A 24,801-nucleotide genomic window follows, 5' to 3' on the forward strand; every position below is an offset into this window, starting at 1 on the left:
CTTCCGCGACAATCACGGCTTCGGCAAGACTGCAACCTCCGTGACGGAACCATATTTCGACACGAGGGTTGTGTCGTCACCGAATTGATCGTCCCTGAGCAAAACGGAAGGAAAGGCCATGCGGCTATCGACGACAATTGCCACACTCTCGGCACTGGCTCTTGCCTCGCCGGTCTATGCGCAATCCGTGGGACCAGAGCTTGCCCCTGTCCCGCCGACGGCCCCGCAAACCCTGCCAGAGCAAGCCACGCCCGAAGGGGCCACTCCCGACCAGGCTACACCTGACCAAGCCTTCTCCGCCCAGAATTTCACCGCAGTGACAATCGTGGCGATGGAGGATCTGCCTCCTGACATCAAGGCACAGGCGGAGGCCGTCGTCACCCAGACCAGCGCCGAGGATTTGCGTATCCTGCAAAGTTCGATCGACGCATCGCCGCAGGCGGCATCGGCACTGGCGGCGAACGGGCTTAATTCCACGCAAGTCGTGGCCGCCAATATCGACGGCGACGGCACGCTGACGCTGATCATCCAGACGACGACGTGAGCGGCTGAAGGCGGACAAGCCGGCTCCGGCACGGAACCGAAACCCGCCTGATCGCGGAGGACTGTCATGGCCGAGGCTGCAGTTCGCAACTTCACCATCAATTTCGGGCCACAACATCCCTCCGCTCACGGCGTCCTGCGGCTGGTGCTCGAACTCGACGGCGAGATCGTGGAACGCGCCGATCCCCACATCGGCCTGCTGCATCGCGGCACCGAAAAGCTCATCGAGTACAAGAACTACCTGCAGGCCCTGCCCTATTTCGACCGGCTCGACTACGTCGCGCCGATGAACCAGGAGCACGCATTCTGTCTCGCCGCCGAGAAGCTCCTTGAAATATCGGTTCCGAAGCGTGGGCAACTCATTCGCGTGCTTTTCTGCGAAATAGGCCGGCTCCTGTCGCACCTCCTCAACGTCACCACGCAAGCCATGGACATCGGCGCGCTGACGCCGCCGCTCTGGGGTTTCGCCGAGCGCGAGAAGCTGATGGTCTTTTACGAGCGCGCGTCCGGCGCCCGCATGCACGCAAATTATTTCAGGGTCGGCGGCGTGCATCAGGATCTGCCGCCGGAGCTCCTCGACGACATCTGGAATTTCTGCGATCCGTTCCTCAAGGTCTGCGACAATCTCGAAGGGCTGTTGACCGAGAACCGCATTTTCAAGCAGCGCAATGTCGATGTCGGCGTGATCGGCCTTGACGATGCCTGGGCCTGGGCCTTCTCCGGCGTGATGGTGCGCGGATCGGGCGCCTCCTGGGATCTGCGCAAGGCGCAGCCATACGAATGCTATCCGGAGATGGATTTCGATATCCCGGTCGGCAAGCATGGCGACTGCTACGACCGCTATCTCGTACGCATGGAGGAAATGCGCCAGTCGGTCCGGATCATGCGGCAATGTCTGGAAAAGTTGCGCTCACCCGAAGGCCAGGGGCCGGTCGCGATCCCGAACCGCAAGATCACGCCGCCGCCGCGTGCCACGATGAAGCGCTCGATGGAAGCGACGATCCACCACTTCAAACTTTATACAGAAGGCATTCGCGTGCCGCGCGGTGAAGTCTATGCCGCCGTCGAGGCGCCGAAGGGCGAGTTCGGCGTCTACCTCGTATCGGACGGAGGCAACATTCCCTACCGATGCAAGATCCGCGCACCTTCCTTCGCCCACCTGCAGGCGATGGATTTCCTGTCCCGAGGCCATATGATCGCCGATGTTGCCGCGATCATCGGCTCGCTCGACATCGTATTTGGAGAGATCGACCGCTAAAGTGGGTCGAAGGGTATTTGGAGAGATCGACCGCTAGAGCGGATCGAAGGGTGTTTGGAGAGATCGGCCGCTCACCAGGTCGAAGGATCTTCCACGATCGCGGGATTGTTGTCCCTAGCCAGATCGCACATGCCTGGACGGCGCTCGAACGCCCGTCGGACGAAGGCTCTCAATTGCGGCGGGCCAACTCAAATTCTCGCATCAAAGACGGACGCATGGCCGCGACAAGGCGCAGCCAAGCGTCAAGGAGTTTCACAATCTGCGCGGCCTGACGGGCACGAGTCCTTCCAAGTTCGGAAGCGCTCCCCGCAGCGCGGAAAGAACGCGTGTTCCGCCGTTCCTCGTATCGCGTCAATGCACGATCAAGCCCTTCATCCAGGCAACAAATCTGTTGCCGCGAACTATCCCGCGCACCCTGGCAGCGGCCCATCGCGCTTGCATCGTGGCGCCAACGTGGCAATGGCAAACGATTTGGTGCAACTGCCGGTCGCTCAGTTCGAAGAAGCGCTTTGCCTCACCATAGGTATCGTCGTTCAAGCCCATGGCACGCAGAACCGGATCCTCGAAAGCGACAGTGAGCGGCGTCCCAGCGCCACGCGATCTGTCGCGCGCTTCCCTGTTCATATATTCGGTGCCTGGAAGCGCCCCAAGGCATCGCGTCGGGTTTTGCTCGAGAAGTTCTGCCCAACGTTCAATCCGCTGGTTTCGGCTCATCGCCGGATACGCCGCGAAGGACTCAACTTCCGCGACGGCATGCAGTTGGTCGAGTGTTTGATGTTTCATGGTCGGCTCCTGTCGACAGGTGAATTCGCCCACGCCTATATGAGCAATTATCGCGCCGTGGAGCGCTGACAAGGCCGGATCACCGCAACATGAGGCGTACGGATCACCTGCCCGGTGAAGCGGCGCTCGGTTCCAACGCGCCGGCGCCGCTCAGTGGGTTCGACGTCGCCCCGGTAACCGAACCCATTCCGGGCAGGAACTTTTGCGGAAGCTCGCGGTTTGGCTTTGCGTCCGCCCCGGCTGCTGCAATATCAGTCTTGAAAGCCATTCCGTTGGACACGAAGCCTCAAAGCGTCGAACAAGACGTCGAGCCTGTAAATGAAACTCGGGAGCAACCGGCCCGGGTTCGAGAATCTCGTGAGCGATCGGCAGAGCCGCGGCAGGAAAAGCCCGACGGGGATGCCTCGCAACGAAAGGCCGGTCTGCTCGGCTTTCCCAAGCGCCATCCCTATGCGACGGCGGCGGTTGCGCTTGCGCTGTTGCTCGTCGCGGCAGGCGTCGTGATCTGGTGGCTGAACGCTCGCCAGTACGAATCGACCGACGACGCCTTCATCGACGCCCGCACGGTGACGATCGGCGCCCAAATCGCCGGCCGCATTACCGAGCTGGCGGTTAGCGACAATCAGCACGTGCAGGCAGGTGATGTCCTCCTGCGCATCGACGACAGCGACTATCAGGCAAATCTGAAGCAGGCCGATGCCGGCGTCGCCGCGGCCGAAGCCGAAATCGTCAATGTCACCGCTCAGATCGAGGCTCAAAACGCAAAGGTGAACGCTGCCCAGAGGCAGGTTGCACAGGCCAAGGCAGCGCTGGATTTCGCCAAGGCAGAGGATCAACGCAATCGCGAACTCCTGGCCAAGGGCACGGCAACGCAGCAGCAGGCGCAGCAAGCGGCATCGACGCTGCGTCAGGATCAGGCCGCGCTGGACAGTGCCGAGGCCAATGTCGCCTCAGCAAAAAGCCAGGTTTCGGTCTTGCAGGCACAAGCCAGGAGCGCCGAGGCGCAGCTCGAACAGGCCAAAGCCAGCCAGGAGCAAGCACGCACGACGCTGTCGCGCACGACCATCACAGCACCCGCAGCCGGGCGGGCAACGAGCATTTCGGCCGCTGACGGCACCTACGCCCAACCCGGCCAGGTATTGATGATGTTCGTTCCCGACGAGGTCTGGGTGAGGGCCAATTTCAAGGAGACGCAGCTCGACCTGATGCGGCAGGGACAACCGGTCGACATCGATATCGACGCGTACCCGGACAAGTCCTTCCATGGCCGCGTCGACAGCATCCAGGCCGGCAGCGGCACCGCCTTCAGCCTCCTGCCGGCTGAAAATGCCACCGGCAACTACGTCAAGGTGGTGCAGCGCGTGCCGGTCAAGATCGTCTTCGACAAGCCGCCGGATGTGCTTCTCGGCCCAGGGCTGTCGGTGGTGCCGACGGTCAAGGTGCGATGAACGGCGAAGCAGCCAGAAATCAGGGCGAAAGCCGATCCGCCGCCGGGACGCACAATCCCTGGCTCATCGCCATTGTCGTTTCCATCGCCACGTTCATGCTGGTGCTGGACACCTCGATCGCCAATGTCGCCCTGCGCAACATCGCCGGCAGCCTGGCGGCCGGAATGGACGAAAGCACCTGGGTCATTACCACCTATCTTGTGGCCAACTCGGTGATCATCCCGGTCAGCGGCTGGCTGGCAAGCGTCATCGGCCGCAAGCGCTACTACATGCTTTGCGTGGCGACCTTCACCGTCGCGTCGCTGCTGTGCGGACTGGCGCCCAACCTGGAACTGCTCATCCTGTTCAGGATCCTTCAGGGCCTCGGCGGCGGCGGCATGGCGCCAAGCGAACAATCGATCCTGGCCGATACCTTTCCGCCGGAAAAGCGCTCGCAAGCCTTCGCGCTTTACGGCATTGCCGTCATCGTCGCACCAACGGTCGGGCCGACGATCGGCGGCTGGCTGACGGACCATTTCTCCTGGCACTGGATCTTCTTCATCAACGTGCCGTTCGGCATCCTTTCGCTGGCACTGGTGCAATGGCTGTTGGTCGAACCGGACGTACTCGAACGCGAACGCAAGGAACGGCTGAAAGGTGGCCTGAAGATCGACGGGGTCGGGTTCGTCCTGGTGGCCACCGCATTGGGGTGCCTGGAGATCTTCCTCGACCGGGGCCAGCGCTACGATTGGTTCGCCTCGGATTTCATCACGACTTTCGCAGTGATTTCCGCGATCGCGTTTCTGCTGCTTATCCCATGGGAAATCAGTCACAGCGATCCGGTCGTCGACATGCGCCTATTGTTCACGCGCCAGTTCGGCACGGCCTTCCTGGTTATGATGGCGGTCGGTGCTATCCTGTTCAGCACCACCCAGATCGTGCCGCAGCTGCAGCAGACGACATTTGCCTACACCGCGACGCTGTCGGGCCTTTCGATGATGCCGGGCGGCATCGCCATGCTGATCTTGATGCCGGTGTCCGGATTTGTAGGCAGCATCGTGCAGCCCAAATACCTGATCATGGTGGGCATGTCGGTGGTCGCAGTCGCGCTTTGGCACATGACCTCGCTTACCCCGGACGCCAGCTTCCGCTTCTTTGCCTTTGCCCGTGTCTTCCTGATGGTAGGGCTGCCGTTCCTGTTCATTCCCATCTCGACCGCGGCCTATGTCGGCCTGCCCCCGCAACAGACCAACCAGGCATCGGCGCTGATCAACGTTGCACGCAATATCGGCGGCAGCATCGGCGTCTCGCTGTCCAACACCGTCATTGCGCAAAGCTCCCAGATCCATCAATCGAATCTGGTCGGCCACACCGTACAATCGTCGCCCGCCTATCAGCAGGTGCTTAGGCAGGCGACCGAGCATTTCGTCGCTCATGGTTCGCCGCTGGTCGAGGCGAAGCAGCAGGCGATCGGCTGGCTCGGCCAGTTGATCGCCCGCCAGGCCACGCTGCTCGCCTACGTCGATGTCTTCCGCTATTGCGCGGTGGCAACCGCCCTGCTCGTTCCGCTTGCCCTGCTGCTGCGGTCAGGCAAGTCGGGCAGCAGACACGAGAATCCGGAGATGGGCTGACCCGCAGGCGCGACGGTGTGGTTCCAAAAACGAGGAAGCCGGGAACCAGCTGACCCATTGCGTTGTTCTGCGCCAAGAGGAGATGATCACGATGGCCACTATTCCCACACCCGAGCCAACACCGACCCCGGTACCACCGCCTCCCATCCCCGATCCCAAGCCCGTGCGTGAGCCGGACCCCGACAGGCTCCCCGACGAGGACCCCATTCCCAATCCGGATGAAAACGATATTCCGCCGAAGCGGATGTCTTTCAGCCGGCAGTTGCCGTGATCGTTCTGCAGCCTGTCTGGCGATTGCTTGCGCCAGCGGCGCCGCCTGTCAGATTTCGAGCATGGCGTAGGGGCGGCCGGTCGGCTTGGCGACATGCATGGCAACGTTATAGACCGACGCTCCGCCCGGCGTACGGCCCTCATAGGCGCCACGATGCGCATGGCCATGCACCACTGCGCTGACCTGGAACCGGTCTATTGTCTCGGCCAGGCGTGACGAACCGAGAAACGGGAAAATCTCCAGCGGCTCGCCTTCGACCGTCTCGACGACAGGCGCGTAGTGCAGAACGACAAGCGTGCGTTTGGCGCGGACCTGCCGCATCGCGTTTTCAAGCCGCATCGCTTCGTTCACGCTTTCCGCCACCATCGACTTGATCGCCGGTTCGCCAAAGGAGCCGAGCATGCGCGATCCAAAACCGCCAACGAAACCCTTGACCCCAACGAACCCGACCTCGTGAATCTCCGTCGCCTCGCCGTCGAGGAGATGAACGCCCGCCTGACGCAAAATGTCGGTGACCTGCTCGACGGCGCCTGACTCATAGTCGTGGTTGCCAAGTACGGCGACGACCGGGATCGTGCAGGCACGCAGTTCCTCGGCAAGGATTTCGGCCTCCCGAGGCTTGCCGAGATTGGTAAGGTCGCCGGTCAGCACGAGAACCTGGGCTTCGCGCGACATCTCGCCGAAAAGATCGCGGTACGACGCCTGGTCCTCCTTGCCGACATGCAGATCGCCGATGGCGGCGACCTTGAGTGTGCCGCCGTTTTCGGCCTTTGCCGAAGCAGATTCGAGCTCGTCAGCCATCGCTATATTCTCCTTCACCGCCGACGTCGGCAAAGCCCCATTGCTTGACGTCGATCTCATAGTCGGTTCGTGAAAGCATGCGCCCGCGGCAGATCCGCATCCGGGAAGGCGGCAATTCGCGCTGCTTGGCCAGCCGGTCGAGCAACTCGTCGAGCAGCCACGCGGGCACACGGTCTCGCTCCGTCGGATAGATCCATCTGAAGTTCAAGAGATGCATCAGCAAGACTTCCCAATGAACTTCCATGTAGGAAAGCAGCCTTTGCCAGTCGATCTGGTCGTGCGCCTTGAGGATGGTGTGCGCGACGTCGGCGCCATCATGCCGGCCGCGGTCCTGGATGAAGCATTTGGACCAGATAAGCTCGGTTGGGCCGATGATCCGCACGTGGCTGCCCAGCAATTCGGCCTGGCGAGCATGCTCCAGCCACTGGTCGTCGACAGGCATTGTGCCGTTCATCGAGGTGAAGATGACGTCGAAAAAATGCGTGCCCCTGAACACCTTGCCGAGCCACCGGTCGTCCTCGACCACGACCGCATAGCCGATCTGCTTGAAATGGGCGAGGATGCGCGGGCAGTCGCCGGCCTTGCAGAAAATGTCGAGATCCTTGGTCGGGCGGATGATCCCGGTATAGGCGCTTACGGCATAGGTGCCGGCGACGAGAAAGGGGATGCCCGTCGCGACAAGCTCGCGGATCGCTTCGATATAAAAGACCTCCGCTTCGGCATTGCGAGGCGTCGGGGCGGCTTTTGGATCGACCGACGGAACGGATGCCGGGATGGCGCTTTCCGGTGGGGGATTGATGATCATAGCAAATGGCTCCTGGCCCGGCAGACCAGCAGCCGCCTGTATCTAATAGCCAAGCATGCCCGATGGTTCCCGCCGCTGCGTGCCACCGCCGCTCTCGCCTGCTGCATCAGGCGAACACGCCGCGGTGGCGGGCCTTCAAAGCGGTCATGGCTCTCGGCCGCGGCGGCAGCCATAAAGAGACATGTGAGCGGTTATTTTTGGCGTCAAGATCGCAGCGCGCTTCGGCCTCAAGCGCGTCGAGGCGTAGTGGGCCCGCTATCATTCTCGGGTCCGGAAAGGATTGGTTTCAACATGGTTCCCGAGCTGTCGGAGGCGCTGCGCACCCGGCGTAACAGCCACTTGAGCGCCCGTAGCCAAACCGACTCTGTTTTCCGGAACGCTGCAGGCGGCGTGGCGAAAAGGCCATTCTCCATTTTGTAGTTCCTCACTGTCTCAGTCCAATCAGCGTTCTTCAACGAGCAAAACTTGTGTTGGTTCCGCGTCGCCATCGGCGGGAGCACGGGCTGGACAGGCGAAGCCATCATTGGTGGGTTCAAGCAGGCTAGCCTTCTGCAGCGAGATCAGCGCCTCGCGAGATCAGGGGCCTCGGCGATCAAGTCGCGGAATTAAGCCACTAGCCGGCGGGATTCAGCTCGTATCCTGATGCGCCGGCTCTGGACACGGCCCGCGAAGGCTGAAATTGTTACCGGCATTTCCAGTTGCAAATTTGATTGGGCGCGGCGGGGATGGCGCTGGTTTCTGAAGACATTGCCAGCCATCCGGCACTGCGTCGCCATGTCCAGGCTCAGTCGCGGACGCTTCTCCAAACCTATGAAGCGAACCCGCGGCTGGCCTCCGTATTCGCCGCGCAACAGCGTTGGCTGATGGCCCATATCGGCCTTGGCTTGTATTTCAATCGAGAGCCGGACGATCATCGCAAGGGACTTACGTCTGCACGGTTCATGGACGACATCTGCCGGCATTCGGTGGCCAGCCGCAACACCGCCGACGCCTTCCTGAAGGAGATGCTGCATTACGGTTTCATCCGGCATCTGCCGATCAAATACGGGCGCATCCGCCCCTTTGAGCCGACCGCGGGCACTCTGGAGACGGTTGCCGGCTGGGTCATGGCGCATCTGAAAACGCTGGACAGCCTGGACAATGGATTTCGACTGGCTGCATTCGTCGCACAACCGGACCTGCTCGCCAAACTGCAGCCGCTGGTGGCCGACGGCCTGCTTTCGTCGCATGCCGTGCGGGAGCCGAGACAGACCTTTTCCTTGTTCACCTGGCTCGACAATGGCGGCATCGTCATGGATTGGCTGATGTCTGGCGTCGATCCCGATCATGCTGACCTGGACCGAATTCCGACCGGTGTCGTCTCAATCGGAGATTTCGCGAACTGGCTCAAGCTTTCCCGGACCCACCTGTCACGCAAATTGCGCGATGCCGAGGAACTCGGCAGCATCGGCTGGTTGGGCCAGCGGGGTCACTCGGTCATGTGGGTGTCGAGCGAGTTCTATCAGGAATACATGACCGCCCAGGCGGTCAAGCTCGCCATCATCGATGCAGCCTTCGACAATTGTGTTGTAACTTCCGAAGCCAGCTGAACGGCGAGCCGAACGCCGTCGTGGCGGCTTTGGCGCCGCCGCGACGAAGGTTTGGCATTTCAATCGATGTCGAACGAAACGCCCTGGGCGAGCGGCAGCGCCTTGGAATAGTTCACCGTATTGGTAGCGCGCCGCATATAGGCTTTCCAGGCATCCGAGCCCGACTCGCGGCCGCCGCCGGTTTCCTTCTCGCCGCCGAAGGCCCCGCCGATCTCGGCCCCCGAAGTGCCGATATTGACGTTGGCAATGCCGCAGTCCGAACCGTCGACGCCGAGGAAGCGCTCGGATTCCTGCAGGTCGCGGGTGAAGATGGACGACGACAGCCCCGCGCCGACCGCATTGTGCTCATAGAGCACGGCGTCGAAATCCGAATATTTCATCACATAGAGGATCGGCGCGAAGGTCTCTTCGGTCACCGGTGACACCTGCTTCGGCATTTCGACCAGCGCCGGACGCACATAGTGGGCCTCAGGCTGGCCGTTCTCGACCCGCATTCCGCCGGTTATCTTACCGCCATGCGAAGCCGCCTCCTCCAACGCCTTCTGCATGTTGTCGTAGGCAGCCTTGTCGATCAACGGGCCGACGAGAGCGCTTGTCTCCAGCGGATTGCCGACCGAGACGCTTTCATAGGCCTTCTTCAGGCGCGGAACGAGCTGGTCATAGACGCTCTCATGCACGAACAGGCGCCGCAGCGTCGTGCAGCGCTGGCCGGCCGTGCCCATCGCTCCAAAGGCGATCGCGCGCAGCGCCATGTCGAGATCGGCCGTCGGGCAGACGATGCCGGCATTGTTGCCGCCGAGCTCCAGCACGGCACGGGCAAAGCGCTTCGCCAGCCGTGGGCCGACATCCCTGCCCATGCGCGTCGAACCGGTGGCGGAGACCAACGGCACCTTCGGATGGTCGACCAGGATCTCGCCGACGGCGCGATCGCCGATCAGCACCGGCACCAGCCCTTCCGGCGCATCGCCGAAACGCTTTGCCGCGCGCTTGAAGATCGCTTCGCAGGCGAGCGCCGTCAGCGGTGTCTTCTCGGACGGCTTCCACACCACCGCGTCGCCGCAGACCAGCGCCAGCGCTGCGTTCCACGACCAGACCGCCACCGGGAAATTGAAGGCCGAAATGACGCCGACGACGCCGAGCGGATGCCAGGTCTCCATCATGCGGTGGCCGGGGCGCTCGGTGGCGATGGTCAGGCCGTACAATTGCCGGGAGAGACCGACGGCGAAATCGCAGATGTCGATCATCTCCTGCACTTCCCCAAGACCCTCGGATGGAATCTTGCCGACTTCGATCGATACCAACCGGCCAAGCTCGGCCTTGTGGGTGCGCAATTCCTCGCCGAGCAGCCGTACCAGTTCGCCACGCTTGGGAGCTGGCACCTGCCGCCACGCCAGGAAAGCCCTGTGCGCCTTGTCGATGGTCGTCGCCGCATCGGCCGGCGAGATGGTCTTCAGCGCGGCGATCTGCTCGCCGGTCACCGGGCTGCGCACGATGAGATCGCCGCCCGTAAGCGCGCCCTCGGCAACGCCCAGTTTCGCCAGAAGCCCGGCCGTTTCCTTCGCAATCGTCATTTTCATCCCTTTCAGATCCCGTCGCTCATATGGCGTCGGTCAAAGCCTTGTGGCACGCCGTCTCCGTGCCGGTCGGCACATCGGGCACTGTCATGGCGTGGCATTACTCGTTTCAGGGAAAAATCGCCACCCCGGCATGGTCTAAGCAAAGGTCAGACCGTTGAACCAGGCGGAGGCGTCGGATCAATGCGCCGTTTGCTTGGCGCCTTCTTTCATCAGCCGGTCGATATGCATGCGGATATGCGCCGCCTCGGCGGCCGTATTGGCAAGCGCGATGGCGCGGTCGAAAGCGACACGCGCCTCGTCGCCGCGGCCAAGCTGCATCAGCAGGCCGCCCTTGAGGCCGAAGAAGTGGAAATAGCCGGAAAGCCTTTGCTCCAGCGGCTCGATCATGGCGAGTGCGGCTTCCGGCCCACGCACCTTGGAGACGGCGACGGCGCGGTTGAGCGTCACCACCGGCGACGGCTGCATCTGCTCGAGCAGCCCGTAGAGCAGGTCGATCTCGTTCCAGTCCGTATCCTCGGGCTTTTCCGCCCGTGCATGCAGCGCGGCGATCGCCGCTTGCACCTGGTAGGGACCGGGCTTGCGATGGCGCAACGCCTTATCGACCAGCGCCAGGCCTTCATCGATCATCTTGCGGCTCCACAGGCTGCGGTCCTGGTCTTCGAGCAGCACGATCTCGCCGTTCTCGTCGAAGCGAGCCGGCGCGCGTGCATGCTGCAGCAGCAACAGCGCCGTCAGCCCCATGATCTCCGGCTCGGTCTGGAATAGCCTGAGCAGCAGCCGGGCCAGCCGGATCGCCTCTTCGCAAAGCGGCGCACGCGCCGACGCCTCGCCGCTGTTGCTGGAATAGCCTTCGTTGAAGATCAGGTAGACCATGGCGGCGACGGCGGCGAGCCGTTCGGAGCGCTCGACCGCTCCCGGCGTCTCGAACGGCACCCCGGCGTCGGCGATACGCGCCTTGGCGCGCGTGATACGCTGCTCCATGGCGCTTTCACCGACGAGGAAGGCGCGGGCGATCTGCTTGACCGTCAGGCCGGAGACGATGCGCAACGCCACCGCGATCTGCTGCGTGGCCGGCAGATCGGGATGGCAGCAGATGAACAGCAGCCGCAAAATATCGTCGCGGTAATGCGCACCGTCCAGCCGCTCGGCGATGTCGCTCTCGGCATCGTCGAGATCGGAGATCTGGTCCTCCTCCGGCAGCGGCGCCTGCTTGGCGCGCTTGCGCACCGCATCGATGCCGCTGTTGCGGCCGACGAAGATCAGCCAGGCTGCCGGATCGCGCGGCGGGCCATTTTTCGGCCAGTTGTTCAGGGCCCTCAGGCAGGCGTCCTGGAATGCTTCCTCCGCCGCGTCGAGGTCGCGGAAGTAGCGCAGCAATGCTCCCATCGCCTGCGGGCGAGCGGTGCTGATTGCCGTGCTGATCCAGGCAAGTTCGGTCATGCGGAAACCTTGGCGGGATTGAAGAGCGAGACCGGCCGGATCTCGTAGGAGCCGCCGCTCGGGTTGACCTCGGAAAGCTCGCGCGCGAAGTCGACGGCCTCGTCGAGGTCGGCGCATTCGAGCGTGTAGAAGCCGAGGAACTGTTCCTTGGTTTCGGCAAACGGGCCGTCGATGACGATCGATTCGCCCTTGACCTTTCGCAGCGTTGTCGCCGCCGTCGTCGGCAAAAGCCGCGCCACGGGGCCAAGCCGCCCGGCGTTGGCATATTTCTCTTGTACGCCGATAAGTTTTTCCATGACGGCATCGTCCTGCTCCTTGCTCCAGGAGCAGACGACGTCTTCAGAGGCATAGCAGAGGATCGCGTAGAGCATGGGTCGTCCTTTTCTCTGTCAAAGGACGAAACACTAGGACCGATCCCGACATGGCGTCGACAAAAAAATACGCCCCCGGTCCTGCGTCATTCCCTCGCCTTCAGCCATCTCAAGACCAGGGCCTCCTCGTCGTCGAGCCCGGCGATCGAGCGCTTGCCTCTGTTGGCGTCCGCCATTTCGCCAAGCAGCCCTCCTTCGGACCAGGCGCGGAAGACTTCCGGATGGATGTAGCAGCGGCGGCAGACGGCGCGCGTATTGCCGAGCCGCTCGGCAACCTTGTCGATGACGCCGTTCATCGCCCGCTTTTGTTGTGCCTGGCCTTCCGGGCGTTCGGTTTGCGCAAACAGCGACGCCGCGTGGATGGTTCCGCCCCACGTTCTGAAATGCTTGGAGCTGAACTCGACACCGGAATTCTCCCTGATATAGCGGTTGACGTCGTCGGAGCGCACCGGATGCCTGTTTCCTTCCTCGTCGAGATACTGGAACAGTTTCTGGCCCGGCAGGTCCTGCGCTCCACGCACGATCTTGGCGATCCGGCGATCGACAAGCTTCAATCTCCATTCCTTGCCGGATTTGCCGATGAAGGCAAAACGCAGGCTCGAGCCCTTGATGTCGACATGGCGGTCGCGCAGCGTGGTCAGCCCAAAACTCTTGTTATCGCGGGCGTAGGCGGCGTTGCCGACGCGGATCATCGTGTTGTCGAGCAGCCAGACGATGGCCGCAACGACGCGTTCCAGCGGCAGGCCGTGACGGCGCAGATCGGCATCGATCTGCCGTCGCAATTCGGGCAGGCTTTCGGCGAAGGCGATGAGGCTCGAGTATTTGACCCCGTCACGCTCCTCCGCCCAGTGCTGATGATAGCGGTATTGCTTGCGCCCGCGCTGGTCCCGACCGGTTGCCTGAATGTGACCGTCGGCATCCGCCGAGATCCACACATCCGTCCAGGCCGGTGGAATGGCGAGCGCCTTGATGCGTGCCAGCGCGTCCTGGTCGACGGCACGTCCGTCGGGCCCTTTGTACGAGAACCCGTTGCCTGAACGCAGCCGGCGAATACCGGGCTCGGTGTCGGCGACATAGTTGAGCGAGGCCCGAACGGCCGAGGCGTGCGCGCCGTTCTCCAGCGCTCCGTTCCGCGGCACCCCGTTCTTTGGTGCAGCTTTCCTAACAGCCGATCGGCCAGACGACGACCCGGATTTGTCCAGCATGTCCTCTCCACGGAATTTCCGTAGATAAGCCGCCTGCTGGCTGCGGGTTCCACCGCCTTTTGATTGCCAGGACAGATTAACGACGACGCCGTGCAACGAGGAGGTGCCGTCACGCCTTTTCGAGCACGACCGGTATGACGTCGACTGCCTGCTCGCCAACCTGCCCGCCCGTGGTTTTCAGCACGCCGACGATCGGCGCCACATCGGAGTAGTCGCGGCCATAGCCGACCGTGATATGATCGTTGCTAGCGCGCATGCCGTTGGTCGGATCGAATTCCTGCCAGCCGGCATCGCGCCCGCACCACACCTTGACCCAGGCATGCATGGCGTCGGCGCCTTCGAGCCGCGGCTTCCCACGCGGCGGGATGGTGCGTAGGAATCCGCTGACATAGCCTGCAGGAATGCCGAGGCCACGCAGGCCGGCGATCATGATATGGGAAAAATCCTGGCAGACGCCGCGCTTCAGGCCGAAGGCGTCGCTGGCCCGCGTCTGCACCGTGGTCGCCTCGCCGTCATAGGTGAAATCGCGGTGAATGCGGTTGCACAGAGCCATGGCCGTGCCGACCGTCGAACTGCTGGCACTGCCTTTCGCATAGGCAGTGATTGCCGGGTCGATGCCGGCATGATCGCTGGCGGCCAGAAAGTGATGCGGCGAAGCCGGCGCCAGCGAGTGCACCGCGCCGAGTTCTTCCCTCAGCCGGCGTAGGTCGGGCGATACGTCGAGCCCGGGCTCCGGCCGCGACACTGAAACACGCGCGCTCATCCTGATGTCGAGCGCATCATGTGCGTCACGAAAGGCGATCGAGGTGACACTGTTGCCGAAAAAGTCGGAAAAGTCGGAGCGTTCGCTGGGCGCCGGCACAAAAGACAGTGAAGCGGCGATGACGCGCTGTACGCCAGGGATGGTCGGCGGCAGCACACGCACCTGATGGCGGCCGCCGCCGGCCGCCGCATCATAGTCGTAACGCAGGTGAAGCCTGATGTCGTAGAGCATGCCGTCTCTATCCGAAATAGGCTTTGGAGAGGCTGTTGTAGAGGCCGCCGATTTCATTGGCGAGATCGCTGAGGGCCTTGGCCGTCATGTCCGAGGGCTCCCTGATGGCGATCGACGTGTTGAGCTGCAGGATTTCCTTGGCCGCCGGCGACATATGGCCTTCACCGCCGACAGAGGGCAGCAGCGCGATTTCGGCCTTCAGCCGTTCGAGCTGGAACAGGATTGAGCGCGGGTTGAGCGGATCGAGCGCCAGAAGGTCGACCACGGTACGCCGTCCCGCCTGCACCGGATATTGCCGGCGGTGGGTCATAACGCTGTCGCCGATCTCCAGCATCATGTCGAGCGCGCCTTCCGGCGCCTCGGCCCTGGTCAGTCGGGCGAGCGTGCGGGCGATCTGGATGCCGCGTTCGAGCCTGCGGCCGATTTCCAGGAAACGCCAGCCGGCGAAACGGTACATATTCTCGTGCAGCAGGCCGGAAAACCCGGCCAGCTTGCGCAGGATGACCGTCATTGCCCTTGTCGCGTCGTCGCCCGGCGCCACTGTCACGGCAAATTGATGGATCGTCTTCGACAGGTCCTTCAATGCCAGCCAGCCATCGGGCGAGAAGCGGTCGCGGATCTGCCCGGCGCTGTACACGGCGCTGTCCAGCGTGCCGATGAGCCCCAACGGGATTGCCGTCTCGACGTCGATACCGAACGGCGCGAGATAGTCCCTGATGTCGGCGAGCAGCGGCATCTCGGGATCGGATGTCTCGGCCAGCCGCACGTGGTAGGCGCGCAGGATGCGCACCGTGTCTTCCGATCGCTCGATATAGCGGCCGAGCCATGTCAGGTTTTCCGCCGCGCGGCTGGGCAGGCTGCCCGGCAAGGTTCGGGTGAAGCTGTCATGCTCCTGCGGCAGCAGCGTCTCACGCTCCACCGGCCTGTCGCTGACCACCCAAACATCCGCCGCCTGGCCGCCGCGCTGCATGGCGATGGCCGTCGGGTCGAGCGAGAAGCCGACACGGGCAAAACCGCCCGGCATCACGGTCCAGCCTTCCGGCGTCCGCGCCAGATAGACGCGCAGGCTTGCCGGCCGCGGCTCCAGCCAGCCGCTGACATAGACAGGAGTGGTCGACAGCGTCACCGCTTCCTGGCCGACAAAGTCGCCGCCGTCTTGTTCGATCCGGGCGACGAGCTCGGCCCGTTCCTCGGCCGACAGCGCTGACCCGAGCTTGGTCGAGCCGTCGTCCTCGAAGGCAAGCCGCGTCGACAGTGCCGGGCCGATCACCATGCCATCGATATTGGCGAGCACATGTTCGCGCTCCGTATCCTGCCCGCACCACCATGTCGCGACGGTCGGCAGCAGCAGTTCCTCATTGCGCAGGGCGCGCGAAATCTTCGGCAGGAAGGCGAGCAGAGCGCGCGTCTCCATCAGGCCGGAACCCAGTGCATTGACGGCCGAAACCGCCCCTTGCCGAACCGCTTCGACCAGCCCCGGCGTGCCGATCTGCGAGTCCGACCGCAACTCGAGCGGATCGGCAAAGGCAGCGTCGAGCCGTCGCCACAAGACGCTGACCGGCATCAGCCCCGAAACTGTGCGCACCATCAGCCTGCCGCCGGAGACAGTCAGGTCCTCGCCCTCGAGCAGCATGATGCCGAGATAGCGGGCGATATAGGCATGTTCATAATAGGTCTCGTTCAGCGGTCCCGGCGTCAGGATGGCGACACGGCCGCCGGCTTGCTTGGCCATGCCGATCAGCGCATCGCGAAAACGGCGGAAGAAACCGGCCAAGCGGTGCACATGCATCTCGCCGTAAATGTCGGACAGTGCCCTTGTGGTGGCGACGCGGTTTTCCAGCGCAAAGCCGGCGCCCGATGGCGCCTGGGTGCGGTCGCCAAGCACCCACCAGCGGCCGTCCGGGCCACGACCGAGCTCGAAGGCGCAGAAATGCAGGAAATGGCCGCTGGCAGGCCTGGTGCCGACGACCGGCCGCAAATATTCCGAGCTGGCCGCGATCAATCCAGCCGGCAGAATGCCTTTCTCGACCAGCCGGTTCGGCCCGTAAATGTCGGCGATGGTCTCCTCGAACAGATCGGCGCGCTGGACCAGGCCGGCGCTGATGTCAGCCCATTCCTCCTCCTCGATCAGCAGCGGCACATGCGCCAGCGGCCATTCCCGCTCATTGGCGCCGGCCTTGTCGTAGACGCGGTAGTAGACGCCGGCATCGCGCAGGTACTGGTCGGCGCGGGCAAAACGCTGGGCAAGCTTTTCCGGCCCCAGGTCCTCCAGTGCCTCGATGAAGTGCCGCCAGGCCGGCCGCGGATTGCCCGACGCATCGACCATCTCGTCGACGACGCCGTCGATCGGTTGATAGTGCTCCAGCAGACTGTGGGTCTGCGGCTTGCTGCGCAGCTTTTTGTGATTCCCCTTCGCCATGGCTGATCAGAGTCTTTGCGGCCGCCGAAGGTCAAGGGTCATCGGGAAATCTTCAGAGGCTTCTTCGTTGCGCAGCACATAGCCGGACGGAGTATGGCCACGCGGCTCGAAGCGGGCGAGCCGCCGCGCCTCCGCTTCATTGCCGTTGACCGGGAACGTGTCGTAGCTGCGCCCGCCGGGATGTGCCACATGGTAGACGCAACCGCCAACCGCGCGGCCCGACCAGCGGTCATAGATATCGAAGACCAGCGGCGTGTTGACCGGCAGCGCCGGATGCAGGCCCGACGCCGGCTGCCAGGCCTTGAAGCGAACGCCGGCCACCGCGATCTCGCGGTTGTCGGTCACCTTCATCGGCACCCGGCGGCCGTTGCAGACGACGGCGTGACGTTCCGGGTTGAGCCCCTCGGTCTTCACCTGCAGCCGTTCGACGGAGGAATCGACAAAGCGCACCGTGCCGCCGATCGCGCCTTGCTCGCCCATCACATGCCAAGGCTCCAGTGCTTGCCTGAGCTCCAGCTTGATGCCGGCATGCTGGACCTCGCCGCAGAACGGAAAGCGGAATTCGAGCTGGGCGTCGAACCATTCCGGACGGAACGCAAAGCCGTTCAGCTTGAGGTCGTCCAGCACATCGAGAAAATCCGCCCAGACATAATGCGGCAGCATGAAACGGTCGTGCAGCGAGGTGCCCCAGCGTACGAAGCGGCCGTCGAGCGGGTTCTTCCAGGCCCGGGCGATGATGGCGCGCACCAGCAATTGCTGCGCCAGGCTCATGCGCGCGTTGGGCGGCATCTCGAAGCCGCGGAATTCGACCAGCCCCAGCCGGCCGGTCGGCCCGTCCGGCGAAAACAGCTTGTCGATACAGATTTCGGAGCGATGCGTATTGCCCGTCACGTCGGTCAGGAGGTTGCGGAACAGCCGGTCGACCAGCCACGGCAGGGGTGCCGCGCCCTTGTCCGGATGCGGCACCTGCGCCATCGCGATCTCGAGTTCGTAGAGCGAATCGTGTCGTGCCTCGTCGAAGCGCGGCGCCTGGCTGGTCGGGCCGATGAACAGGCCGGAGAACAGATAGGATAGCGACGGATGCCGCTGCCATTGCAGCACCAGGCTCTTCAACAGGTCGGGGCGGCGCAGGAACGGACTGTCATTGGGCGTGGCACCGCCGACGACGACGTGGTTGCCGCCGCCGGTGCCGGTGTGACGGCCGTCGATCATGAATTTGTCGGCGCCAAGCCGCGTCTGCCGCGCCTCTTCGTAGATCGCCGTGGTCGTCGCCACGCAATCCTGCCAATTCGCGGCGGGGTGGATATTGACCTCGATGACGCCGGGATCGGGTGCGACACGGATGACATTGAGGCGCGGATCGTGCGGCGGGCCGTAGCCCTCGATATGCACCGGCAGGCCGATAGCCCTTGCCGCGTTCTCCGCCGCCGCGACCAGTTCGAGATAGTCCTCCAGCGCCTCGACCGGCGGCATGAACACACAAAGCCGTCCGTCGCGCGGCTCGACCGAAAGCGCTGTGCGCACGGCGCCGCCGATCTCGGTAATCTCCTGTTCGACGCGGTCTTGCTGGCCGGTAACGGCCGTGAAGGAGACCGCCTGCTGGCGTCGCGCCATTTCGTCGGCGCCTTCCAGTTCGGCCGGAGCGGGCGAAGAAGCAGCACCGGGCAAGATCGCCTCACGCGCCGGCAATGGTCCGCGCGGCAGCGATGGATCGACCGGTACGATATAGGGGAACTGCGCCGGCGGCACATAAGGCAGCGTGCCGAGCGGCAGGCGGTAGCCGACCGGCGAATCGCCGGGCACCAGGAACAGCCTGCCGCGCCGCGTCTTCCACTTCTCCGAGCGCCAGCGCGGTCCGGAAGCCTGGCTGTTCCAGCGCTGGACGGGCAGCACGTAGCCCGACGGCTTGGTCAGCCCGCGTTCGAACACCCGCGCCATGCGGCTGCGCTCCTCCGGGTCCTCCAGCTTCGAATTGGAGGGATCGACATTGTCCGGCAGCTTGCCTTCCTTGAGCAGCCATTCGGCCGGATCCTCATAGGCTTCGCTGACCATCGTCTTGTCGATGCCGAGTTCGTCGGCAATCGCGGTCAGCAGGCTCTCGGCCTGCTTCGGTCCGACATCCGCCTCGCTCTTTTCATGTGCGATCAGTGACGGATCGCTCCACACCGGCTCGCCGTCGGTGCGCCAGTAAAGCGAGAACGTCCAGCGCGGCAGGCTTTCGCCGGGGTACCATTTGCCCTGTCCGTAATGCAGGAAGCCGCCCGGCGCGAAGCGTTCGCGCAGCCGGCGGATCAGCGCATCGGCCTTTTCGCGTTTTGTTGGCCCGACGGCGGCGGTGTTCCACTCGGCCGCCTCGAAATCGTCGATTGAGACGAAGGTCGGCTCGCCGCCCATGGTCAGCCGCACGTCGCCGGCCTGGAGTGCTGCATCGACCTCGACGCCCAGCGCGTCGAGCGCCTGCCAGCTCTCGTCGGAGAACGGCTTGGTGATGCGCGGATGTTCGGCGATGCGGTCGACCCGCATGTCGAAGCCGAATTCGACATTGGCGAAGCTCGCCATGCCGGAGATCGGCGCGGCATTGCGGAAATGCGGCGTTGCCGCGAGCGGCACATGGCTTTCGCCGGTAAGCAGGCCGGAGGTCGGGTCGAAGCCGATCCAGCCGGCGCCCGGCAGATACACCTCGCACCAGGCATGGAGGTCAGTGAAATCGGTCGCCGTACCGGGCGGTCCGTCGAGCGCGACGAGGTCGGGTTTGAGCTGGATCAGATAGCCGGAGACGAAACGCGCGGCGATGCCGAGGTTCCTCAGTATCTGCACCAGGAGCCAGCTGGAATCCCGGCACGATCCCTTGCCGGCGGCCAGCGTTTCCTCGGGCGAGAAGATGCCGGTTTCCATGCGCACGATATAGGCGATCTCGCGCTGCAGCCGCGCATTGAGGTCGACGACAAAATTGACGGTATTGGTCGCACTGCGGTCGATGGTTTTGAGGAACGCCTGCAACAGTGGCCCTGCCGGTTCCGGCGTCCGGTAGATGGTCAGATCGTCCCTGATCTCTTCCGGGTATTCGAACGGAAACGTCTCGGCCGACGGTTCGACGAAGAAATCGAACGGATTGTAGACCGTCATGTCGGCAACGAGATCGACCTCGATCTTCAATTCCGTTACCGGCTCGGGGAAGACGAAGCGGGCAAGGAAATTGCCGTAGGGGTCCTGCTGCAGATTGACGAAGTGGTTTGCCGGCCCGACCTTCAGCGAATGGCTGAGCACTTTGGTGCGGGAATGCGGCGCAGGCTGCAACCTTATGACTTGCGGGCCCAATACGACCGGCCGGTCGTATTTGTAGTGGGTCAGGTGATAGACGGCTGCCAGAATTGCCATGGTGCCCCTGAAGTCGGCGTTTCAAAAGGAGTTCGCTGAACCCTGACACGAATGCTGACCATTCTCCAAGCAGAGATGTTGCGCTGCACCTAAATTAAGCAGCCTTCACAGCCTCACAAACGGAGCGCCGACCCTGGGATTCCGCAGCGTGGCGGCAGACGTTGCAACGCTGCAGAGCCGAAGGCCGGCGGGTCAGCACCGGGCGCTGTCCCGCCGATATCGATGATCGGCAGCACGCGCGATGCGTGGTCCAAAAGAGCTGAAAAGAAAACCCGCCTCGGTGGGCGGGTCGCCGGTGCCAATTAGCACCATAGCCAAATTAGTAGCATAGCTGCCGGCACAAAGCAAGAACAAAATGTGGCACCGTCGGCGAAAATTGCCGATCTGCCGCTTTGCGAGGGAAGATGCCAAGCAGTGGCGTCCTGGAAGCGGAGGACATCTGCCAATGCTAAAAGAACGCCTGCAACCCGGTCTGCGCCCGTCCGAGGATCAGCGCATGCACATCATGCGTGCCCTCATAGGTGTTGACCGTTTCCAGGTTCTGGGCGTGGCGCATGACATGGTAGCCGATCTGGATGCCATTGCCGCCATGCATGTCGCGGGCCTGGCGGGCGATGTCGAGCGCCTTGCCGCAATTGTTGCGCTTGACGAGTGAGATCATCTCCGGCGCCATCTTGCCTTCATCCATCAGCCGCCCGACGCGCAGGCTGCCCTGCAGGCCGAGCGCGATCTCGGTCTGCATGTCGGCGAGCTTCTTCTGGAAAAGCTGCGTGCCGGCCAGCGGCTTGCCGAACTGCTTGCGGTCGAGGCCATACTGGCGGGCGCGGTGCCAGCAATCCTCCGCCGCGCCCATGGCGCCCCAGGAGATGCCGTAGCGCGCGCGGTTGAGGCAGCCGAACGGCCCCTTCAAGCCCGAGACATTGGGCAGCAGCGCGTCCCCGCCGACTTCGACGCCTTCCATCACCACTTCGCCGGTGATCGACGCTCGCAGCGACAGCTTGCCGCCGATCTTCGGCGCCGACAGCCCGTTCATGCCCTTTTCCAGGACAAAGCCGCGAATCTCGTTGTCATGCGCGGCCGATTTTGCCCAGACGACGAACACGTCGGCGATCGGGGCGTTGGAAATCCACATCTTCGAGCCGGAGATCCTGTAGCCGCTCGCAGTCTTCTCGGCCCGCGTCTTCATGCCGCCCGGGTCGGAACCGGCATCCGGCTCGGTCAGGCCGAAGCAGCCGATCCATTCGCCCGACGCCAGCTTCGGCAGGTATTTCTTGCGCTGCTCTTCCGAGCCATAGGCATGGATCGGATACATCACCAGCGACGACTGCACGCTCATCATCGAGCGATAGCCGGAATCGACGCGTTCGACCTCGCGCGCCACCAGCCCGTAGGTGACGTAGTTGGCGCCGAGCCCGCCATATTCCTCGGGGATGGTGATGCCGAGCAGACCGGCCTCGCCCATTTCGCGAAAGATCCCGGCGTCGGTCTTCTCCTCGAGATAGGCTTCCTCGATCTTCGGAGCGAGCTTGTCGGCGGCAAACGCCGCGGCGCCATCACGCACCATGCGCTCGTCTTCCGAAAGCTGGTCCTCGATCAGGAAAGGATCGTCCCAGACGAATGCATTCTTATCGGCGGCCATGGCTCTCGGTCTCCCAAACTCATGCATGTCGCCCAAAGCTTGCCCACGGGCCTGACCCGAGGGTGTTCGGCAGCTTGGGGATAACGACATGCATCAAACAGAAATCTTGAAACGCGCGGCTTATCGGCTTCCGTCCCCAAAAAATCAAACGAAATAGCTTCGCCGATCCATGAGCATTGGTGATGGATCATCAATGTCGAGCGCCGCCGTATGACCTGCCACAGCCCGGCTCGCGAAATTACTTCCGCTTCAACGCATCGGCCAAAGCGGCGCCGAACGCGCCCTGCTGCGCCGGCCGCTCCGGCTGGCGTTGGGGCGTGGGCGCGCGCGGCACCGGCCTGTTGCCATTGTCGCGCGGCTTCGGTGCGCCACCGTCGCCGTCCTTGCGCATCGACAGGCCGATGCGCTTGCGCTTAATATCGACGTCGACGACACGCACCTTGACCACGTCGCCGGCCTTGACCACCTCGTGCGCGTCCTTGATGAAACGGTCGGCCAGTTGCGAGACGTGCACCAATCCGTCCTGGTGCACGCCGATATCGACAAAGGCGCCGAAGGCCGCGACATTGGTGACGGTGCCTTCAAGCTGCATGCCGGGCTTCAGATCCTTGATGTCGTCGATGCCGTCGGCAAAGGTCGCGGTCTTGAAGCCGGGGCGCGGATCGCGGCCGGGCTTTTCCAGCTCCGACAGGATGTCGCGCACCGTCGGCAGGCCGAAGCGTTCATCGACGAAGACGCGCGGATCGAGCGCCTTGAGTGCGGCGCTGTCGCCCATCAGCGAGCGGAGGTCGCGCCCGCAGGCGGCGACGATCTTTTTCGCCACGCCATAGGCCTCCGGATGCACGGCTGAGGCATCGAGCGGTTCGCTACCATTGGGAATGCGCAGGAAGCCGGCGCATTGCTCGAACGCGCGGGGTCCGAGCCGCGCCACCTTCAACAGTTCGCGGCGGCTGGCGAACGGGCCGGAGGCATCGCGATGCGCAACGATCGCTTCGGCCAGCGATGTGCCGAGACCCGAAACCCGCGCCAGAAGCGGCGCCGACGCCGTGTTGAGATCGACCCCGACGGCGTTGACCGCATCCTCGACCACCGCTTCCAGCGAGCGGCCGAGCCGGTACTGGTCGACATCGTGCTGATACTGGCCGACGCCTATCGACTTCGGCTCGATCTTGACCAGTTCGGCGAGCGGATCCTGCAGGCGCCGCGCGATCGACACCGCCCCGCGCAGCGACACGTCGAGGCCGGGAAATTCCGCCGCCGCCGTTGCCGACGCCGAATAGACCGAGGCGCCGGCCTCGCTGACGATCACCTTGAGCGGCTTCGGCCCGGACCCGGCCGGCATATCAGCCAGCATGTCGGCCACCAGCCTTTCGGTCTCGCGGCTGCCAGTGCCGTTGCCGATCGAAATCAGCTCGACCTTGTGCAGCCGGATGAGCTTGGCCAGTTCGGCCTGCGTGCCGCGGACATCGTTCTTCGGCGGGAACGGATAGACCGTCGTCGTCGCCAGAACCTTGCCGGTGCCGTCCACCACCGCCACTTTGACCCCGGTGCGGATGCCCGGATCGAGGCCCATCGTCGGCCGTGAGCCGGCGGGCGCGGCAAGCAGCAAATCCTTGAGATTGCGGGCGAAGACATGGATTGCTTCCTCCTCGGCCCGCTCGCGCAAGTCCCGCATCAGATCGAGCGTCAGGTGCAGCGACAGCTTTATGCGCCAGGTCCAGCCGGCGACCTCCATCAGCCACCGGTCGCCTGGCAACTGGCGGCCGATGGCGTAGGCGTCGGCGATCATCCGCTCGACCGGTTTCACCGGCGAGGCATCGTCGGCATCGACCTCGATATCGAGCGACAGCACCTCCTCGTTGCGGCCACGCAGCATGGCCAGCGCGCGATGGCTCGGCACGTTGGCCCAGCGCTCGACATGGTCGAAATAGTCGGAGAATTTCGCGCCGGCCTCCTGCTTGCCGTCGATGACGCGCGAGCGCAGGAAGGCGCGTTCCTTCATGTAGGCACGCAGCTTGCCGACCAGGTCGGCGTTCTCGGCGAACTGTTCGGACAGGATATCGCGTGCACCTTCGAGCGCTGCCTTGGTATCGACCACGTCTTCGCTGATGTAGGCCAGCGCCAGCTCGGCCGGCACGGCCGCACGATCGGCCAGGATAGTTTCCGCCAGCGGTCCCAGTCCGCGCTCGCGTGCGATCTCGGCCTTGGTCCGGCGCTTCGGCTTGTAAGGCAGGTAGATGTCTTCGAGCTCGGCCTTTGTGATGGCCGCAGCGATCTTTGCCTCAAGCTCTTCCGTTAGCTTGCCCTGCTCGCGGATCGAACCAACGATGGTGTCGCGGCGCGCGTCGAGCTCGCGCAGATAGGCGAGCCGCTCGGCGAGGTCGCGCAACTGCGTGTCGTCGAGGCCGCCGGTGACCTCCTTGCGGTAGCGGGCAACGAACGGCACGGTCGCACCGTCGTCGAGCAAGCCGATCGCCGCCGCGGCCTGTTCGGGCCGGGCGCCGATCTCGGCGGCTATGATGGTTGCGATGCGCTTGATGTCGGATGCCATGTCGATCCTGCTGTTTGTCGAAAAGAGACGCGACCATAGGCGCAGAGCACCGATGCGCCAACCGCGCCATTTTCAACCCGGCGAGAGGTCCACAGGAAAGGCGCGGCTGTCTGGATCGG

At 63.6% G+C, this 24,801-nt stretch carries 18 protein-coding genes; 6 read left to right on the top strand and 12 right to left on the bottom strand.

Annotated features, from left to right (window positions below):
* Positions 1-118: 118 nt before the first annotated feature.
* Both NKI22_RS08020 and NKI22_RS08025 read left to right on the top strand, forming a co-directional pair.
* Positions 119-544: a hypothetical protein gene (locus NKI22_RS08020; protein ID WP_023720258.1), complete on the top strand. Its 426-nt coding sequence runs from the start codon at positions 119-121 to the stop codon at positions 542-544.
* A gap of 66 nt (positions 545-610) precedes the next feature.
* On the top strand, positions 611-1,801 hold the full coding sequence (locus NKI22_RS08025) for an NADH-quinone oxidoreductase subunit D (RefSeq protein WP_023720257.1): 1,191 nt from the start codon (positions 611-613) through the stop codon (positions 1,799-1,801).
* A 351-nt stretch (positions 1,802-2,152) separates the two neighbouring features.
* Here the strand turns inward: NKI22_RS08025 and NKI22_RS08030 are convergent, their stop codons facing one another.
* Positions 2,153-2,584, bottom strand: coding sequence for a hypothetical protein (locus tag NKI22_RS08030; protein ID WP_023720256.1), 432 nt, complete (start codon positions 2,582-2,584; stop codon positions 2,153-2,155).
* A 272-nt stretch (positions 2,585-2,856) separates the two neighbouring features.
* Here NKI22_RS08030 and NKI22_RS08035 point away from each other — a divergent pair, with 272 nt between their 5' ends.
* The 3 genes from NKI22_RS08035 to NKI22_RS08045 all read left to right on the top strand — a co-directional run bounded on the left by NKI22_RS08035 (position 2,857) and on the right by NKI22_RS08045 (position 5,913).
* Positions 2,857-4,032, top strand: coding sequence for an HlyD family secretion protein (locus NKI22_RS08035; protein WP_352481994.1), 1,176 nt, complete (start codon positions 2,857-2,859; stop codon positions 4,030-4,032).
* A complete protein-coding gene (locus NKI22_RS08040; protein ID WP_352481992.1) occupies positions 4,029-5,642 on the top strand; it encodes a DHA2 family efflux MFS transporter permease subunit in 1,614 nt (537 codons plus the stop codon). The genes NKI22_RS08035 and NKI22_RS08040 overlap by 4 nt, the downstream gene beginning before the upstream one ends.
* A 91-nt stretch (positions 5,643-5,733) precedes the next feature.
* Complete coding sequence (locus tag NKI22_RS08045) at positions 5,734-5,913, top strand: hypothetical protein (protein ID WP_084642803.1); 180 nt, start codon at positions 5,734-5,736, stop codon at positions 5,911-5,913.
* Between the two features lie 48 nt (positions 5,914-5,961).
* Here the strand turns inward: NKI22_RS08045 and NKI22_RS08050 are convergent, their stop codons facing one another.
* Positions 5,962-6,714, bottom strand: a complete 753-nt coding sequence (locus NKI22_RS08050; protein WP_254817011.1) for a metallophosphoesterase family protein — start codon at positions 6,712-6,714, stop codon at positions 5,962-5,964.
* Entirely contained in the window at positions 6,707-7,519 is an 813-nt protein-coding gene (locus NKI22_RS08055; protein ID WP_023720252.1) for a nucleotidyltransferase family protein, read from the bottom strand. Before NKI22_RS08055 ends, NKI22_RS08050 begins: the two co-directional genes overlap by 8 nt.
* Before the next feature lie 725 nt (positions 7,520-8,244).
* On the opposite strand from NKI22_RS08055, the gene NKI22_RS08060 reads away from it, so the two are divergent.
* A complete protein-coding gene (locus NKI22_RS08060) occupies positions 8,245-9,108 on the top strand; it encodes a hypothetical protein (protein WP_352590664.1) in 864 nt (287 codons plus the stop codon).
* Positions 9,109-9,167: 59 nt separating this feature from the next.
* Here NKI22_RS08060 and amaB read toward each other — a convergent pair whose 3' ends face one another.
* The 9 genes from amaB to NKI22_RS08105 all read right to left on the bottom strand — a co-directional run bounded on the left by amaB (position 9,168) and on the right by NKI22_RS08105 (position 24,682).
* On the bottom strand, positions 9,168-10,679 hold the full coding sequence (gene amaB / locus NKI22_RS08065; RefSeq protein ID WP_352815638.1) for an L-piperidine-6-carboxylate dehydrogenase: 1,512 nt from the start codon (positions 10,677-10,679) through the stop codon (positions 9,168-9,170).
* A gap of 183 nt (positions 10,680-10,862) precedes the next feature.
* Positions 10,863-12,125 (bottom strand): RNA polymerase sigma factor, encoded by a 1,263-nt coding sequence (locus tag NKI22_RS08070; protein WP_352590661.1) that lies wholly within the window; start codon positions 12,123-12,125, stop codon positions 10,863-10,865.
* The gene (locus NKI22_RS08075; protein ID WP_023720249.1) at positions 12,122-12,496 is read right to left on the bottom strand and encodes a YciI family protein; all 375 of its coding nucleotides are present in this window, start codon (positions 12,494-12,496) and stop codon (positions 12,122-12,124) included. The genes NKI22_RS08070 and NKI22_RS08075 overlap by 4 nt, the downstream gene beginning before the upstream one ends.
* A gap of 86 nt (positions 12,497-12,582) precedes the next feature.
* Positions 12,583-13,701, bottom strand: coding sequence for a DNA topoisomerase IB (locus tag NKI22_RS08080; RefSeq protein ID WP_352815618.1), 1,119 nt, complete (start codon positions 13,699-13,701; stop codon positions 12,583-12,585).
* 109 nt (positions 13,702-13,810) lie between these two features.
* Positions 13,811-14,695 carry a transglutaminase family protein gene (locus NKI22_RS08085; RefSeq protein WP_023720247.1) on the bottom strand — a complete coding sequence of 295 codons (885 nt, stop codon included), beginning with the start codon at positions 14,693-14,695 and terminating at the stop codon, positions 13,811-13,813.
* Between the two features lie 7 nt (positions 14,696-14,702).
* Complete coding sequence (locus NKI22_RS08090) at positions 14,703-17,114, bottom strand: circularly permuted type 2 ATP-grasp protein (RefSeq protein ID WP_352815617.1); 2,412 nt, start codon at positions 17,112-17,114, stop codon at positions 14,703-14,705.
* Positions 17,115-17,120: 6 nt separating this feature from the next.
* Positions 17,121-20,492 (bottom strand): transglutaminase family protein, encoded by a 3,372-nt coding sequence (locus tag NKI22_RS08095; RefSeq protein WP_352815615.1) that lies wholly within the window; start codon positions 20,490-20,492, stop codon positions 17,121-17,123.
* A 448-nt stretch (positions 20,493-20,940) separates the two neighbouring features.
* Positions 20,941-22,131 (bottom strand): acyl-CoA dehydrogenase, encoded by a 1,191-nt coding sequence (locus NKI22_RS08100; protein ID WP_352958355.1) that lies wholly within the window; start codon positions 22,129-22,131, stop codon positions 20,941-20,943.
* 238 nt (positions 22,132-22,369) lie between these two features.
* Positions 22,370-24,682 carry a Tex family protein gene (locus tag NKI22_RS08105; protein WP_352787858.1) on the bottom strand — a complete coding sequence of 771 codons (2,313 nt, stop codon included), beginning with the start codon at positions 24,680-24,682 and terminating at the stop codon, positions 22,370-22,372.
* Positions 24,683-24,801 lie beyond the last annotated feature (119 nt).

This window comes from Mesorhizobium sp. M0778 (genome assembly GCF_040320105.1).
Lineage (GTDB): Bacteria > Pseudomonadota > Alphaproteobacteria > Rhizobiales > Rhizobiaceae > Mesorhizobium.